Source organism: Anaerobacillus alkalidiazotrophicus (assembly GCF_001866055.1).
In genome coordinates, this window is record NZ_MLQS01000022.1 from 15,749 (window position 1) to 29,971 (window position 14,223).

A 14,223-nucleotide genomic window follows, 5' to 3' on the forward strand; every position below is an offset into this window, starting at 1 on the left:
TTGACATTGACATTTTTTTAAAAAAGCTGAATAATATTTATAAAGTGATAATGATTATCAATTTCGTATTTGTACTTGGTAAAAGTAAGATTTATTAAGAGAAAATGATCCATTTAGTGATCATTTTCTCTTAATAAATCCTATTATCATTTCAGGAGGAACTTTCCAAAACGATTGAATACTAGTGTTACTGGGGGTGAATTTTTTGTTATTAGTTTGTAAGAATCATATTAAACAAGGACTACAATATTTAAATGCACCTCATATTGTTCCAATCAAAGATAAAAATTTTCAAGGATGCTGTGTATTTTGCGAAAAAAAAGCAGAGTTTAAATTATTTTACTCTGTACCAATTGCCAAAATTCATCGAATGAATATTTTAGAAAAGATAAAATTAAATAAAATTTAAGTAAAGTAAACTTTGTTGTTGACTGTAAAGATTATTATATTTTATATTTTAAAATTTAATATTGTATAACGAAAAAATTATAGTAGTGGAGTAAACTTTATTTAGATAACCCCAAAATCTATAATTCTTTTTGAAAGTGTACAATCATTAATACTGTAAAAAAAGTCCAAATGAAACAAAATTAAACCCTGAATATTTAGAGTTAGCTGACAAAAGGAATTACAATGAATTATATTCGCTTTATATCGAATACTTTAAAAGTACTTGATGAAATCGGAGTGAAAATTTCTCTTAACGACTTCGGAAAAGGTTATTGACGATAATGTCATCTATAATAAAAGCTCGTTGGTTGGTGAGGCAAGCAGAATTTAGAACTTAGTTGCACTTATATTTTGAACTTAACTCACTCACTCATTCTATTAAAAAGGCTGTTGAGAATTTTTCTCAACAGCCTTGATTTATAAACTAATAAATCTTTAATCATTTTAAAATTCCTCACTACTTATGGGATATGGACAGTTAATCATAAATGCAGTTATTTTTTGCTTCAAGTAGTACCTTATATCCAATTTACCCGGTTGGCTGTAAGCTATTGCCATTGTTAATCCGTTAAGCTACAAAATAAATGCTTTACGTAAATTCTTATAAGAAACGCATATCCAAATATTCTAGTAGACTTTGGTGTATTACTTTTTGCAGTAGCTTTAGTCTTGTGGCAAGTACAAAGGTATATACCAAAATTAAATGACTTTATCAACAGCCGGAGGACACATTACTAGAGGGAATGAAAAATAGTCTTATGTGGTAATTGTGACAATTATCACTGAAAATGATTATCAATCACAATAAAATATAGGTAATAATGATAATCATTTTCAATAGGGAGAGGGATACACTCATGAATACTATGATGAAATTTGTGTTACTGGCTTTGTGTTTATTAGTTTTTGTCGGCTGCAGTACAGCAAAACAGGATGGGCAACATGAAGCACTTGGTAATGAAGCCGAAAAAACAAGTGTTAAGCAACCGGATGAAAAGGTAAATGAAATGGAAAAAGTTAAAAATGATAAGGTCTTTACATTTTTAGCACCAAAATCAGCACCGGTATTACCAGCACTATTAATGGCTGACGGAGGAGCGGAGGATATTTCCATCGAAGTTAAGACTTGGGATACTATTGATCAATTATTAGCCCAAATTCAAGGAAATGAAGCAGACTTCACTGCTGTTCCTTTGAATGTTGCTGCTAACCTTCATGCAAAAGGTTTACCAATACAGTTAATTGATGTGAATACATGGGGTACGATTTTTTTAGTTACTACAGACACAAACGTCACATCTTTAGCTGATTTAGAAGGGGAAGAAATCTATGTTTCTCATAAGAGTGGCCCGCCAGATATTTTATTAAACCACTTTTTAGCAGAAGAAGGGATTAATGACAAAGTAACACTCTATTATTCAACACCACCTGAAATTTCACAAATGTTGATCGCGGGTAATATAAAGCATGCAGTTATACCGGAACCTGCATTGAGCGGTGTTCGACTACAATTAAAAGATCAGTTAGTTCAAGTAGTTGATTTTCAAGAATCTTGGCACGAAATTTATGGGTTGGATCTTCCCCAAGCTGGTATTATCGTAAATAAGAAGTTTGCTGCCGAAAATCAAGAAGCGGTTGAGCAATTTTTACAAAGCTATCAAGAGGCGATTCAATTAATGAAAAAAGATCCAGAAAAGGTAGCGGATTTAGCCGAGTCTACTATAGGAATGAAAGCTCCTATGGTAAAGACTGCTTTAAATCATATGATGGTACATTCAGTTATAGCTAGTGATGCAAAACCGGTTATCGAGCAATATTACGAAATATTATTGCAGTCTCAGCCAGAAGCTATAGGAGGAAAACTCCCTGATGAAGGGTTCTATTTTTCAAAATGATAAGTGGTTAACAGTAGCGGCGATTGTATTTATCGTTTGTGTATGGTGGATAGCATCTAGTTTCTATCCACCTATCATTCTACCTAGTCCGGCTGATACGCTCAAAAAATTTTACGAACTATTAATTGCTGGAAAATTAGTCAATGAACTTTTGATAACCATCCAACGGGTGTTGCTCGCCTTTACCATTTCCTTTTTGATTGGAGCTATTTTAGGAAGTTTAGTAGGGAAAACCAAAAACTTATATTTATTTGTTAAACCGATCATAACAATCATTCAAACAGTTCCGCCTATATCTTGGATCATACTTGCAATTATTTGGATGGGGTTAGGTGGTGGAGCACCAATCTTTGTAGTTATCATTGCTACATTTCCAATTTTCTTTTTCAATGCCTCCGAAGGAATAAAACAAGTAAGTGAAGATCTCTTAGAAATGTCGACAATCTTTCAAGTAAAACCACAGCGTGTACTGTTAGATGTGTATGTACCTTCGTTATGGCCCTTCATATCTTCAGCGATTACCATTTGTATTGGGATTAGTTGGAAAACTATTGTCATGGCTGAGCTCCTAAGTAGTAATAATGGGGTCGGTGCAGCTTTAGGTTTAGCACGCTTACAATTAGAAACTGCTGAAGTATTAGCTTGGACACTATCCATCGTTATATTGGGAGTTACTTGTGAGCATATTTTTCAATATGTCAGTGATAAAACTCGTGTGGGGAAGGTGAGTAAAAGTTGGAAATTAAAGGGTTGACCTTTGCCCATAACAAAAAAACAATTTTTAAGGATTTCTCCATCTATTTACCGGAGCATGAGATTACTTGTATATTGGGGAATTCTGGAGTGGGAAAAACAACGTTATTAAAATTACTCGCAAATATACATCAAACTTATGCAGGTAGGATAGAGGGAAATCAAAAACAATTAAGTTATTTATTCCAAGAACCGCGCCTTTTACCTTGGAAAACCGTTTTTGAAAATGTGGAATATGTGTTACTTAACAAATTTTCGAAGTCAGATCGTAACAAACGAATTGTTGATATTCTTGATCAAGTAGGTTTGTTAAATGAGAAAGACGCTTTCCCGCACGAATTAAGTGGTGGGATGAGACAAAGGGTTGCGATTGCAAGGGCTTTTGTTGTAAATCCAGATATCCTACTACTAGATGAACCTCTTCAAGGTTTGGATATCGTTAAAAAACAAGAAATACAACAATTATTACTCAACTTATGGGGGAAACACCAACCAACTGTTGTATATGTCACTCATGATATAGAAGAAGCGATTAGAGCGGGACACCAAATTTTTATTTTTAATGGGCAACCAGTGTTTGTTCAGTTTCAATGTTTTGTTCATACACCCATAATCAAACGTAATGAATTAAGCCATCAACATTATCTGCAAGCAGTAAGAACACATCTAATGTTGCAAATGAAGATGGCAAATGAGAATAAGATGAATGATATAAAAAACATGGTTGAACAACAATCAAAAGATCGAAAAATAATTTAATTAAAACTAGGAGGAAACTCGAATGAATACACTTCAAATGCCAGGACATTTATTTCTTGCAAGTCTAGGTAAGAAAATGCTACGCCCAGGTGGAAAAAAAGCAACAGAAAGAATTCTTAACCATCTTCAATTAAATGAAAACTCAACTGTTTTAGAGGTTGCTCCAAATATGGGCACTACCGCGATCCATTTAGTCAAGACGTATGGTTGTAAAGTTTATGGAGTTGATATCCATGGACCGAGCTTAGAGAAGGCAAAAGAAAATGTTCGCATTGCAGGCTTTGAGGACAAAATCTTCTTACAAATGGGTGATGCCAGGAAACTTCCTTTTGAGGATGAAACGTTTGATGCAGTTATTAATGAAGCAATGCTAACAATGCTGCCAAACAAAGATAAAAAGAAAGCTTTACAAGAGTATTATCGTGTTTTAAAAACAGGCGGACGACTTGGGACACATGATGTAACATTGAAAGTTCCTCCAACTGAAGAAATCATGAAGCAGTTTTGGGAAATCTTAAAAATGATGGCGACTCCTTTATCCGTTATGGAATGGAATGAATTATACTCAGAGCTCCCATTTTCAAATGTAGATCTGCATACAGGGAACATGAGCTTACTATCGTTAGATGGACTTATTCGAGATGAAGGCTGGGAAGGTGCGATGACAATTTTAGAAAATGCCTCACGTACCAATGATTCAAGAACAAGATTTTTAGAAATGGCTTCGTTCTTCTATGAAAATACCGATATTTTCGGCTACTGCACCGTTCATTCTACAAAATAATTAATCGATGGAGGGAGTTACGATGGAAATTAAATCACTAAGTGAATACCAAGAATTTAGTGAAACTAGCTTTAAAAAGCAAATCATCTTTCAAAAACAAGAAAGTGTTGTATTTAAGTTGAATTTTATGCCGGGGCAAGCTCTTCCTTTGCATAAGCATCCAGGCACGCAAGTGTATCTATTAGTGTTAGAGGGTGTGGGGGAAGTTCAATTAGAGGAAGAAAAAAAGAAAGTAACTACTGGTGATGTTATCCATGTTGATGGTGATGAATTATTTGCTTTTGCTAATACTGGTGATACAAAAACAAGCCTATATGTTTTCTTAAACAAAATTCCTGACGAACGATATGCGAAAAATATTTAATAGTTAGTAAAAAACTACGAATATATCGTAGTTTTTTATGTTACACAAATAAAACAATTTGAATAGTAAATACCTCGAATAGGCCAAGGACTGAGAACATATCTAATGAATAAAAAATGTTTTAATAAGGAGGAGCATGAATAATTGGAATACATTGTGTTAAACTCCGATAGCTTACCCCTTGAGTGCTTATATTATGGATATACTTATGAAAAGTTAGTTTTAGGTTTAGAAAAAATGTTTCAGGGTGATCACCTTTTTATTACCAATAAAGGAAAGTATATTTCTAAAAAAGGTTGGTTTATTTTCGTTTTCATTAATGGAAAAAGATCTTTGGTTCGGATGAAGGATATTGAAGAAAATATTACAAATGATATGGTCAAACCTTTAATAGATTTAGAATTAGAAAAGAATTTTTTAAACTACCAGATTGACAAGTCCTTACTGGAGCGCGATTCATACATCTTTTATGAAAGCATTCAAAGACTAAAAAAATTAAATGTTATTTATAGACGTATGAAAAAAGGAATAGTAGAAAAAGAGTATTAACAGTTTAATCGTACACTATACTGAGAATGATTATCGTTATCGTAGGGTGTCGGTTTAGGTCAAAGCTTTGGAAGAGAAGTAAAATAGAAAAAGCGAAGGAATTTAATCTTCGCCTTTTCTATTTTATTCCACTCTTTAGGGGCTGTCAGACCTCACCTCAAAACTTAAGAAAATCAAAAAGATAGGTGGGGGTTGAAGGAAAATGCCCACTGATTGAAATTCAGCTTTATTTTATTTTCTTTAATAAATAAAGTAAATAAGGAGCACCTATCAATGTAACAACTAAGCCTGAAGGAATTTCTTTTGGTGCTAACAGAACACGACCAATAAAGTCAGCGAAAGTTAATAAAAAGCCACCTAATAACATACTGAAAATCATTAACGGTAAATGAGAATAGCCAACAAGTCTTCTCGCAATATGAGGAGCTAAAAGACCGATAAACCCGATGGTCCCTACAATAGAAACAGCTGCAGTTGTTAAAGCTACGCCGATAATTAGAGCAATTACTCTTGTCTTTGGTACAGCTAATCCATGACTTGTAGCAACATCATCCCCAAAAGCTAAAGCATTTAATGATCGAGTAAGATAGATAGCGATTGGAACAAGAATGATAAACAAAATGAGAGCAATGTAAACATCATTCCACCCTTTAGCATACGTACTTCCAGATAACCAAACGAGAGCAGCAGCGACAACTAATTTTGATTTAACAACTAAAATTTGAATGACCGCTGATCCAAATGCAGAAACAGAAATCCCCATTAAAGCTACTAATATTGGCTGAAACCCATTTTTCCAAGAAGTGATAAAAATAATTGAGATCGCAACAGTGGCACCTAAAATGGCACCAATAGGCAGCCAACTAACGGAAAGCGATGGAAACAGAACGAGGAAAATCATTGCACCTGCCCCAGAAAGGGAAGTGATACCTAGGACGCTCGCATCTGCTAACGGATTTCTAAGCACTCCTTGAAACAATACACCACTTATCGACAATATCATTCCGATAATAAAAGCAGTTAACGTTCTAGGAATACGGAAGTTCCAAATGATCGTCGAATTCCACTCGGAAATAGGGGTCCACGTTGTTCCGTTAAATGAAAATGATAGATACAAAACAATGATTATACATAAGATCGTAACTGGCAAAAGCCATGTAAGTGAGAGTGGATTTTTTGTTCCACCAAGACTTCTCTCACCTCTTTTTTGCTTTTTAGCTGTTCGATAAGCTAAAAACATAAGCCAAGGGCCACCAATTAATGCTGTCATAGCACCAACTGGAATTTCTTGCCCAGGTTGGATCAGGCGGGCAACGACATCTGCTGAAATTAAGATGACACTTCCCCATAAGAAGGAATGGATAATCAGCGGCCTATGACCTTTTATACCGATCAGTCGAACGATATGAGGCGCAATTAAGCCGATAAATCCTATCACGCCAACAACACTAACAGTAACGGATGCTAAAATGATTGCAAGTGACCATGTAAATATTTTGACTTTCAATACGGATTGACCTAATGAAGAGGCAATATCTTCTCCTAACGAGAGTGTATCAAGAGATTTTCCAGCTATTATGGCAGCAATCACCGTTATAAAAATAAAAGGAAATGCAAACTTCACTCCAGTCCAATCTAATTGGATAAGTGTTCCTGCTCCCCATAAAAACAGTCCGCTCGTTTGATTTTCAAATAAGAGCTGCAATGCCCCTGTTACGGATGAAAATAGTAATGAGATAATGAGTCCTGTTAAAGCGACACGGACTGGGTTAAGTTCTTTACCAGCAAGAAACAAAACTAGAATAGTAGAAAAAATGGCTCCAACTAAAGCAACAACAAAAGGAAACTTTCCAAGTAATGTAGGGAAGAAAACCATCACTAAAACAACTGCAAAAAAGGCACCAGCATTAATTCCAAGTGTACTTGCTGAAGCAAGGGGGTTATTTGTTAAAGTTTGCAAAATAACACCAGCTACTGCAAGGGCGCCACCAGCTAATATTCCAATCACTAGTCTAGGTAAACGCATCCCTAAGACAATATCCTGAACTCTTCCTTGTACCCAAACTTCTGATAATAGTTGCTCTATTGAAAAGCCAGCTTGACCTTGAGTTAAGTGAACGATACTAACGATGGATAATAAGAAAAAGCCCCCAAATAACGATATGAGGGACTTCTTTTGTAACGTACACATACCTAGTTGTTCACCAATGTATCTACAATTCTGTCAATAACCACTTTTGCAGATAGAGGACCACCAAATAACCATGCATCTCCACCTAAAGGATACGTGCGATTTTCTTCAACAAAGTTTAAACCTTTCCAAACATTGTTATCTTTTAGTTGGTTTTCGTAAATATTATCGTCATCTTGAACTACGTATAGGAAGTTTGCAGATTCATAGTTTGTTAGAGCTTCCACACCAACTGTGCTAAATCCATATACTTCGAATTGCTCTGATACAAAAGGGTTGTTTAAACCAAGCTTTTCTAAGATAACAGAAGCTAAAGAGTTAGTTGTAAATACACGAATAGTAGGAACTTGATCAGCACTCCAAGCCTGTGTTAAAAGGACATCTTTTGTAGCTAAATCAGCATTTTCAATAACTGTTTTTGCTTCTTCATATTTATTATTTAAATCATCGAGGACTTCTACTGCTTTTTCCTCTTTACCAACGGCTTTGGCTATTTCGATAAATGTAGCTTCCATTTCAGCGTATTGGCTAAAGTTTTCATCACTTGGATATGGATCAAAAAATACAGTTGGAGCGATTGATTCCAACTGATCTCTAATAGCCTCATGACGGAATTTTATCGCAATAATTAAATCTGGATTTAATTGTGCAATGGCTTCTAAGCTAGGCTCTTGACGAGTACCAACATCGACAACAGTCTCATCGAACTCTTTTTCAATTTTAACCCAGTTATGATAATTTTCGATATCTGTCACACCTGCAGGTTGAACATCTAAAGCTAATAAGTTTTCAGCATATGTCCATTCAAGTGCAACAACATTTTTCGCAGGTTCACTTAATTCAACGTCTCCTAAAACACCTGAAATAACGATAGGCTCGACTGCTTCTGTAACTTCTTTTGTTTTAGGTTCCTCGTTATCTTCTTGTTTCGTAGTAGCTTCATTTTGAGAACAAGCAACTAGGGTTAATACAAAGAAAATCATCGATAATAAGATTACTAGTTTCTTCATGAAAATATTCCTCCTAAGATAGTTATTAAATAAGTATGAAAATCATTCTCAACCAAATTATAGCTACTATTAAAAAAAATGCAAGAGAATATTTGAAAAAGCCCCGAGCTAAATACGAAGGATTATTGACACTTGTAGGTGTTTAAACTATACTTATTGAGAATTAATATCAATCGTTTGATAAGTAGTTCTGTATAAAAGTTGGTGGGGAGGATATGTATGAATGAGGTTATTTCGACAAAATCTCTATGTCTAGGTTACGACGAGACGATTATTATCAAGGAATTAGATTTAGAGATTCCCAAAGGGGAAATAACTGTATTTATTGGTGGGAATGGTTGTGGGAAGTCAACGTTATTACGTTCCATTTCTCGTCTACTCAAACCAAAAACCGGTTCGGTTTTTCTTGATGGAAAAGAAATTACTACTATTCCAGCTAAAGAAGTTGCAAAAAAGATGGCGATCCTACCACAATCACCAATTGCACCAGAAGGCTTGACTGTTTATCAACTAGTTAAGCAGGGGCGGTATCCTTACCAATCATGGATAAAACAATGGACAAAAGCTGATGAAAAAAAGGTTCAAAACGCTCTTCGTGTAACTAGGTTAATAGAATTTAAAGATAGGGCAATTGATGAATTATCAGGTGGACAACGACAACGTGCTTGGATTGCGATGACATTGGCTCAAGATACGGATATTATTTTATTAGATGAACCAACAACTTATTTAGATATGACTCACCAAATTGAAATTTTAGATCTTTTGTTTGAATTAAATGAAAAAGAAAATCGAACAATCATTATGGTTTTACATGACTTAAATCTTGCCTGTCGGTATGCACATAATATAGTCGCTCTTAAAAATGGAGCTATTTTTGCAAAAGGAAAGCCAGAGAACGTTATTACACTTGAAATGGTTAAACAGGTTTTTGATATGGAATGCCAAATATTAAAAGATCCATTATTTGGAACGCCTCTTTGTATTCCGCATGGAAGAGGGCGGTGTATTATACAGGAAAATAAGGTTGTTGGTGTATAAGGTAGATATTAAGTGACTCTCTCCACAAAAGAACGAGGGTTAAAAAGAAATGAACGAATTATAAGATAGAATGCTAGATTTGAGGAAGAAAAGAAGAAAATACAAGAAGATTTTCATTTTCTTACGAAAGAACTGAAACCGTTGATCTTCAACTTTACCAAAAAATCCTTTAGAAATTACTTTCCAAATGGTTGAAAGCCCTAGAGTGAAAGGTGTCATGGTGTGATGCCTGAAACCGATGATTTATAAAGAAGCTTTGGGCATTTTGCTAACAAAATGCTAACATTTACTTAAATAAGGGCCTAAATTAGAGGTTTTCCATTAGTTCTTTGAACTTTTTGGAAGCCTTTTTTTAAGTTCTTTCCTCACAGTGATTAACAATTTTTCAAAAGAACGATTTTTAGAGCAGTGATTATAATAGCGTAAGATGTCCTAAATTGGGAACACGCGGATTTTTACATTCCTCTAGAAAAATAAATGTTTTATATCAAAAATTATTCGGATTGCTTGACGGTGAGAACTTATATCAATTAATATAAGTGTTAATGATAATAATTCTCAATCAGCTTATTGGCTGTTAATTTTGAACCTAATGGAGGTAATTTTTTTGTTTATTTACTTAATATTAGGTCAGAATCCTTAGGAAGTATTCCAAATAAAACGTTTTTAGTACCCGATCTGTATACTACTAAAAATTAGGGTGTATTTATTAACGACACACTATATTGACTTAATTTATGTTGGAAAATTATCTGGAAATTTATGTTAAAGGAGAAAGGGAAATGGACCGTCATTTTATTGCGACTAATAGCTTTACACATCAAATAGATTTTTTTGTTCATGCGATAACTATTCCGAGTTTTTAAAAATTAAAACATCGGATATTCTACACATTTCTAATGACTGCAAATTTATAGAAGGTTTAGGCTGGTATTTTTTAGTAATAATTAATGAATGTGTCAATCTATATATAAGTAAGGAAGATTTAGATAAGTATTTTATGAAAGGATTACTTATTACTATGTTAGATATAGAATTGAAATTCAACTATTTAAAGTACCAAGTAAATGAGTCTCTCGTAATCGCGATAGAAGTTCATTCCAAAAACATGCAAGGCGACCTTCGGAGTTTCACCGCGTCGATGGCGCTTTTGAAACACGAAGCGAATGAAAAGATTACAGAGGAAAATGACGGAAAAGACCTAAAACATAAGTATGTCAAGGATAAAATCTGCATCAAACGTTGTTAATCCTTCAACAGATATGTTTTCACCAAAATCCCCACCATCACATTTGATATACCAACGAAATTTATAGCCGTCCATACTTTTCACCTCACAACTTAAGTATGGACATCGAAGTGTAAGGCTAAAAGCGTATACCGTCTAAAGACGGTGGAGTTAGACCACGCATTTGGAAATTAAAATAAATAGGGGTGTCGCTACAACATAGACAGGTAAATCCCTTCTTGCTCTAGGAAGTTGACGAAGAACCCAAACGATTAAAAGTAAATAAATCAATCCCCAAATACTAAATACGTATCCAGCGGGGGTAAATAAAACGTTCAAGCGATTGGCGATCTCAGAAGTTGTTTGATTATTAAATGGTAGGGCGTTTGCTAAATAATTGATCAAAATAACAAAAATTAGTGCAAATAAATTTAAGAGAAACCGTACCATACTAAACACCTCTTTGTTTTAGTATTATACATATTCATAAATGTTAGACAAGATAACTATAATAGAATATCGAGGTATAATAAGCCAGGCGCCTGTATCAATAAATTATAACTATTATTATTTCGTGGGATACTAATCATAGTATAGATACAAGTGTAAAGGGATGAGGACAATGGATGAAAAAGTTTTAATTGTAGAGGGAACTAGTGACCGTAAGCGTGTAAAAAAAGTACTTGATGAGCCTGTAGATGTGATCTGTACTTATGGGACATTGAGTAACGAAAAACTAGAAACATTAATTTTTCCAATTGAAGATAAAGATGTTTATATACTTGTAGATGCCGATGATGCTGGTGAAAGCTTGAGAAAACAATTAAAGAGGGAACTGCCTAATGCGACTCATTTGTACACACAAAAAGGGTACGGGCAAGTTGAGACAACCCCAATTGATTACCTTACAGAAGTTTTACGAGGGTATTTTCATGTGAAACAATAGTATTCTTGGAATTTAAAGTTTTAAACAGATATTCCATATTTAATTGTGGATTTCTGTTTTTTTTGTGACAAATGGTTATTTGTATAAGTAGGTCATTTTATGTTTCAAGTTATAAATAAAAAAAGAATAGGAAATTACCCCCAAAAAGAGTTCTTGATAAATAATGAGCGTTTCCACTTGCCATATCTCTTCATATCTCCATAAAGTAAAATAAGATTATCATTTTAATTGAGTGAATTTCATAATGCCAATAACTTCGCCACATCAATCTGAATCTAGTTGAGAACGGTTTAACTCAACTAGATGTAGTATCTTAGTGGCGTTTAATCTATATTATGAAATTCATTGAATTACCCCATCAATTGAATTTGATGGGCAATTATTTTCATAAGAACCTGCCGATAAAAACAATTAAAACGTTATTGGTTCATGAGGGGAGCTTTTTTTCATATTATTTTATATAACAAGAGAAGAGTGTCATCTAAACGAATAAGTTAGACCCGTTTTCTAAACCAAATAAACCGGTAAAAGAGGTGTGAATCGTGATTAGAAACAGGCCGAAAACACTATCTAAAGTAGTAACTGGATTATTTGTCACATGTGTATTATATGTAATATATGTAATATATGCATTTTCTTTTGGAGTTCTTATTTTTCATTTTCATCAATATTCGGAAAGCAACTATCTTGAACAAAATCGGGTGGAACGTTTTTGGGGAGAAGAAATTTCACAGGATAGGGTCGTTTTAGTAGATGATAGGTATGAAGCTGGTATTGCTCGTATTCATATGATTGAAAATGCTCAACATACATTAGATATCTCCTATTATACAATTCACCCTGGACAGTCTAGTGACATCTTTTTTTCTTATATTATTTCTGCTGCAGATCGAGGAGTTCAAGTTCGCCTATTGCTAGACGGAATTTTTCATAATTTGAAGGGTAATAGAAAAGGGATTCTATATTCTTTAGCATATCATCCTGGTATTGAATTAAAGTTTTATGAACCATTCGATATGTTTCGCCCATGGACGTGGAATAATAGGCTGCATGATAAGTTAATCATTGCTGATAAAGAGCTAGCAATGATCGGCGGACGAAATATTGGTGATAAATATTTCGCACCTGATGGGTATGAAGGTGCCTCAAACGATCGAGATGTCATTATTATTAATACAGGTACCGAAAATGTTGAAGACAGTGGTATTTATGATATGAAAAATTATTTTGAGTATGTTTGGAACCATGATTTTTCTAAATTTCCATTATCTCAATTAACGAAAGCACAAGAGGAAAAGAGCCAAAAAACACTTTCAAATTTCAGGAGATATATAGGGAGTGGTGGTGGGCTTGATTACCAAGACATTGATTGGATTGAGCGCTCATTGCCAACCAACAAAATTACGTTTATCCATAATCCGATTGATCGTTTAAACAAAGAACCTTGGGTATGGTATGATATTACTCGTTTAATGGAAAATTCAGAAAAGTCAATTTACATTCAAAGCCCGTATATTTTACCTACTAACAATATGGTGAAGCATATAGATGTAAACGAAATTACTGCTGAAGATATAGTGATATTGACTAACTCACTTGCTGCTACCCCTAATAAGTTAGCGTATTCTGGATATTTAAGATATCGTGAATCAATCGCAAATTCTGGTGTGAATTTGTTCGAATATCAAGGGCCTACAGAATCATTGCATACAAAAACATATGTATTTGATAGTAGAATTAGTATGATCGGCTCCTTTAACCTAGATCCGAGAAGTACGTACCTAAGTACAGAGTCAATGGTTGTAATTGATAGCAAACAATTTGCTGATAGCATAGAGAGTAAAATAGAAGATCATCTTTTATATGATAGCCTAAAGGTAAAACATGATGGGGAGTACATTGATAACCCTCTTGTTGTAGAGGAAGACGTTTCCTTTTTTAAAGCAACGATAACGAAGAGTTTATCAATTTTCATGCGGTTTTTTGAATTTTTGTTGTGAAAAGTAGGTTCTACGTCAAATGTTGGGGTAGATAGATCTTAGGCTACCGCGCTACGCTTGGTGGCCTTATCATTTTTCGAGGGAATTCCCTCGAAAAATGATAAGGGTTTTATACTAAAGCCTACTATCCGACATGAGACCCTATTCTTTTATACTGATGTGACAATAATATTTTCGCTCGGAACCGATCAAAATTTCTAAAGCCAAAAGCATTTCTTTTTAAGACTTTTGTAGAATTATTTATCCCTTCCAA

15 protein-coding genes are annotated in these 14,223 nt (G+C 34.2%); 10 read left to right on the top strand and 5 right to left on the bottom strand.

The annotated features are described in order from the left end of the window. Window positions 1-205 precede the first annotated feature (205 nt). From BKP45_RS14405 to BKP45_RS14435, 7 genes are all read left to right on the top strand, one after another. Window positions 206-409: a hypothetical protein gene (locus BKP45_RS14405; RefSeq protein WP_071390395.1), complete on the top strand. Its 204-nt coding sequence runs from the start codon at window positions 206-208 to the stop codon at window positions 407-409. 898 nt (window positions 410-1,307) lie between these two features. Further along, window positions 1,308-2,345 carry an ABC transporter substrate-binding protein gene (locus tag BKP45_RS14410; protein WP_071390396.1) on the top strand — a complete coding sequence of 346 codons (1,038 nt, stop codon included), beginning with the start codon at window positions 1,308-1,310 and terminating at the stop codon, window positions 2,343-2,345. Next, window positions 2,320-3,099, top strand: coding sequence for an ABC transporter permease (locus BKP45_RS14415; RefSeq protein WP_071390397.1), 780 nt, complete (start codon window positions 2,320-2,322; stop codon window positions 3,097-3,099). The genes BKP45_RS14410 and BKP45_RS14415 overlap by 26 nt, the downstream gene beginning before the upstream one ends. Continuing rightward, window positions 3,096-3,857 carry an ABC transporter ATP-binding protein gene (locus tag BKP45_RS14420; protein ID WP_281243176.1) on the top strand — a complete coding sequence of 254 codons (762 nt, stop codon included), beginning with the start codon at window positions 3,096-3,098 and terminating at the stop codon, window positions 3,855-3,857. Before BKP45_RS14415 ends, BKP45_RS14420 begins: the two co-directional genes overlap by 4 nt. Before the next feature lie 22 nt (window positions 3,858-3,879). Then, a complete protein-coding gene (locus BKP45_RS14425; protein ID WP_071390399.1) occupies window positions 3,880-4,641 on the top strand; it encodes an SAM-dependent methyltransferase in 762 nt (253 codons plus the stop codon). Window positions 4,642-4,663: 22 nt separating this feature from the next. Next, the gene (locus BKP45_RS14430; protein WP_071390400.1) at window positions 4,664-5,005 is read left to right on the top strand and encodes a cupin domain-containing protein; all 342 of its coding nucleotides are present in this window, start codon (window positions 4,664-4,666) and stop codon (window positions 5,003-5,005) included. A gap of 144 nt (window positions 5,006-5,149) precedes the next feature. Further along, window positions 5,150-5,554, top strand: coding sequence for a hypothetical protein (locus BKP45_RS14435; RefSeq protein ID WP_071390401.1), 405 nt, complete (start codon window positions 5,150-5,152; stop codon window positions 5,552-5,554). 226 nt (window positions 5,555-5,780) lie between these two features. Here BKP45_RS14435 and BKP45_RS14440 read toward each other — a convergent pair whose 3' ends face one another. Both BKP45_RS14440 and BKP45_RS14445 read right to left on the bottom strand, forming a co-directional pair. Further along, complete coding sequence (locus BKP45_RS14440; protein WP_071390402.1) at window positions 5,781-7,745, bottom strand: iron ABC transporter permease; 1,965 nt, start codon at window positions 7,743-7,745, stop codon at window positions 5,781-5,783. A gap of 2 nt (window positions 7,746-7,747) precedes the next feature. After that, window positions 7,748-8,755 carry an ABC transporter substrate-binding protein gene (locus tag BKP45_RS14445; protein WP_071390403.1) on the bottom strand — a complete coding sequence of 336 codons (1,008 nt, stop codon included), beginning with the start codon at window positions 8,753-8,755 and terminating at the stop codon, window positions 7,748-7,750. Window positions 8,756-8,974: 219 nt separating this feature from the next. Here BKP45_RS14445 and BKP45_RS14450 point away from each other — a divergent pair, with 219 nt between their 5' ends. Next, complete coding sequence (locus BKP45_RS14450) at window positions 8,975-9,796, top strand: ABC transporter ATP-binding protein (protein WP_071390404.1); 822 nt, start codon at window positions 8,975-8,977, stop codon at window positions 9,794-9,796. 1,201 nt (window positions 9,797-10,997) lie between these two features. On the opposite strand, the gene BKP45_RS23350 is transcribed toward BKP45_RS14450, so the two are convergent. Both BKP45_RS23350 and BKP45_RS14455 read right to left on the bottom strand, forming a co-directional pair. After that, complete coding sequence (locus BKP45_RS23350; RefSeq protein WP_281243175.1) at window positions 10,998-11,120, bottom strand: hypothetical protein; 123 nt, start codon at window positions 11,118-11,120, stop codon at window positions 10,998-11,000. A 75-nt stretch (window positions 11,121-11,195) separates the two neighbouring features. After that, window positions 11,196-11,474 (bottom strand): hypothetical protein, encoded by a 279-nt coding sequence (locus BKP45_RS14455; protein ID WP_071390405.1) that lies wholly within the window; start codon window positions 11,472-11,474, stop codon window positions 11,196-11,198. Between the two features lie 172 nt (window positions 11,475-11,646). On the opposite strand from BKP45_RS14455, the gene BKP45_RS14460 reads away from it, so the two are divergent. Both BKP45_RS14460 and BKP45_RS14465 read left to right on the top strand, forming a co-directional pair. Then, window positions 11,647-11,970 (top strand): toprim domain-containing protein, encoded by a 324-nt coding sequence (locus tag BKP45_RS14460; protein ID WP_071390406.1) that lies wholly within the window; start codon window positions 11,647-11,649, stop codon window positions 11,968-11,970. Window positions 11,971-12,512: 542 nt separating this feature from the next. After that, window positions 12,513-13,970, top strand: coding sequence for a phospholipase D-like domain-containing protein (locus BKP45_RS14465; protein WP_084787980.1), 1,458 nt, complete (start codon window positions 12,513-12,515; stop codon window positions 13,968-13,970). A 124-nt stretch (window positions 13,971-14,094) separates the two neighbouring features. Here BKP45_RS14465 and BKP45_RS21700 read toward each other — a convergent pair. Next, the coding region (locus tag BKP45_RS21700) for a transposase (RefSeq protein WP_139193806.1) at window positions 14,095-14,223 on the bottom strand (129 nt) is incomplete at its 5' end.

Excerpts from the sequence above, each read along its gene's own strand:
- BKP45_RS14410 (WP_071390396.1), top strand. The coding sequence starts at position 1,308 with ATGAATACTATGATGAAATTTGTGTTACTGGCTTTGTGTTTATTAGTT.
- BKP45_RS14415 (WP_071390397.1), top strand. The coding sequence starts at position 2,320 with ATGAAGGGTTCTATTTTTCAAAATGATAAGTGGTTAACAGTAGCGGCG.
- BKP45_RS14425 (WP_071390399.1), top strand. The coding sequence starts at position 3,880 with ATGAATACACTTCAAATGCCAGGACATTTATTTCTTGCAAGTCTAGGT.
- BKP45_RS14430 (WP_071390400.1), top strand. The coding sequence starts at position 4,664 with ATGGAAATTAAATCACTAAGTGAATACCAAGAATTTAGTGAAACTAGC.
- BKP45_RS14440 (WP_071390402.1), bottom strand. The coding sequence starts at position 7,745 with ATGTGTACGTTACAAAAGAAGTCCCTCATATCGTTATTTGGGGGCTTT.
- BKP45_RS14445 (WP_071390403.1), bottom strand. The coding sequence starts at position 8,755 with ATGAAGAAACTAGTAATCTTATTATCGATGATTTTCTTTGTATTAACC.
- BKP45_RS14450 (WP_071390404.1), top strand. The coding sequence starts at position 8,975 with ATGAATGAGGTTATTTCGACAAAATCTCTATGTCTAGGTTACGACGAG.
- BKP45_RS23350 (WP_281243175.1), bottom strand. The coding sequence starts at position 11,120 with ATGGACGGCTATAAATTTCGTTGGTATATCAAATGTGATGGTGGGGAT.
- BKP45_RS14455 (WP_071390405.1), bottom strand. The coding sequence starts at position 11,474 with ATGGTACGGTTTCTCTTAAATTTATTTGCACTAATTTTTGTTATTTTG.
- BKP45_RS14460 (WP_071390406.1), top strand. The coding sequence starts at position 11,647 with ATGGATGAAAAAGTTTTAATTGTAGAGGGAACTAGTGACCGTAAGCGT.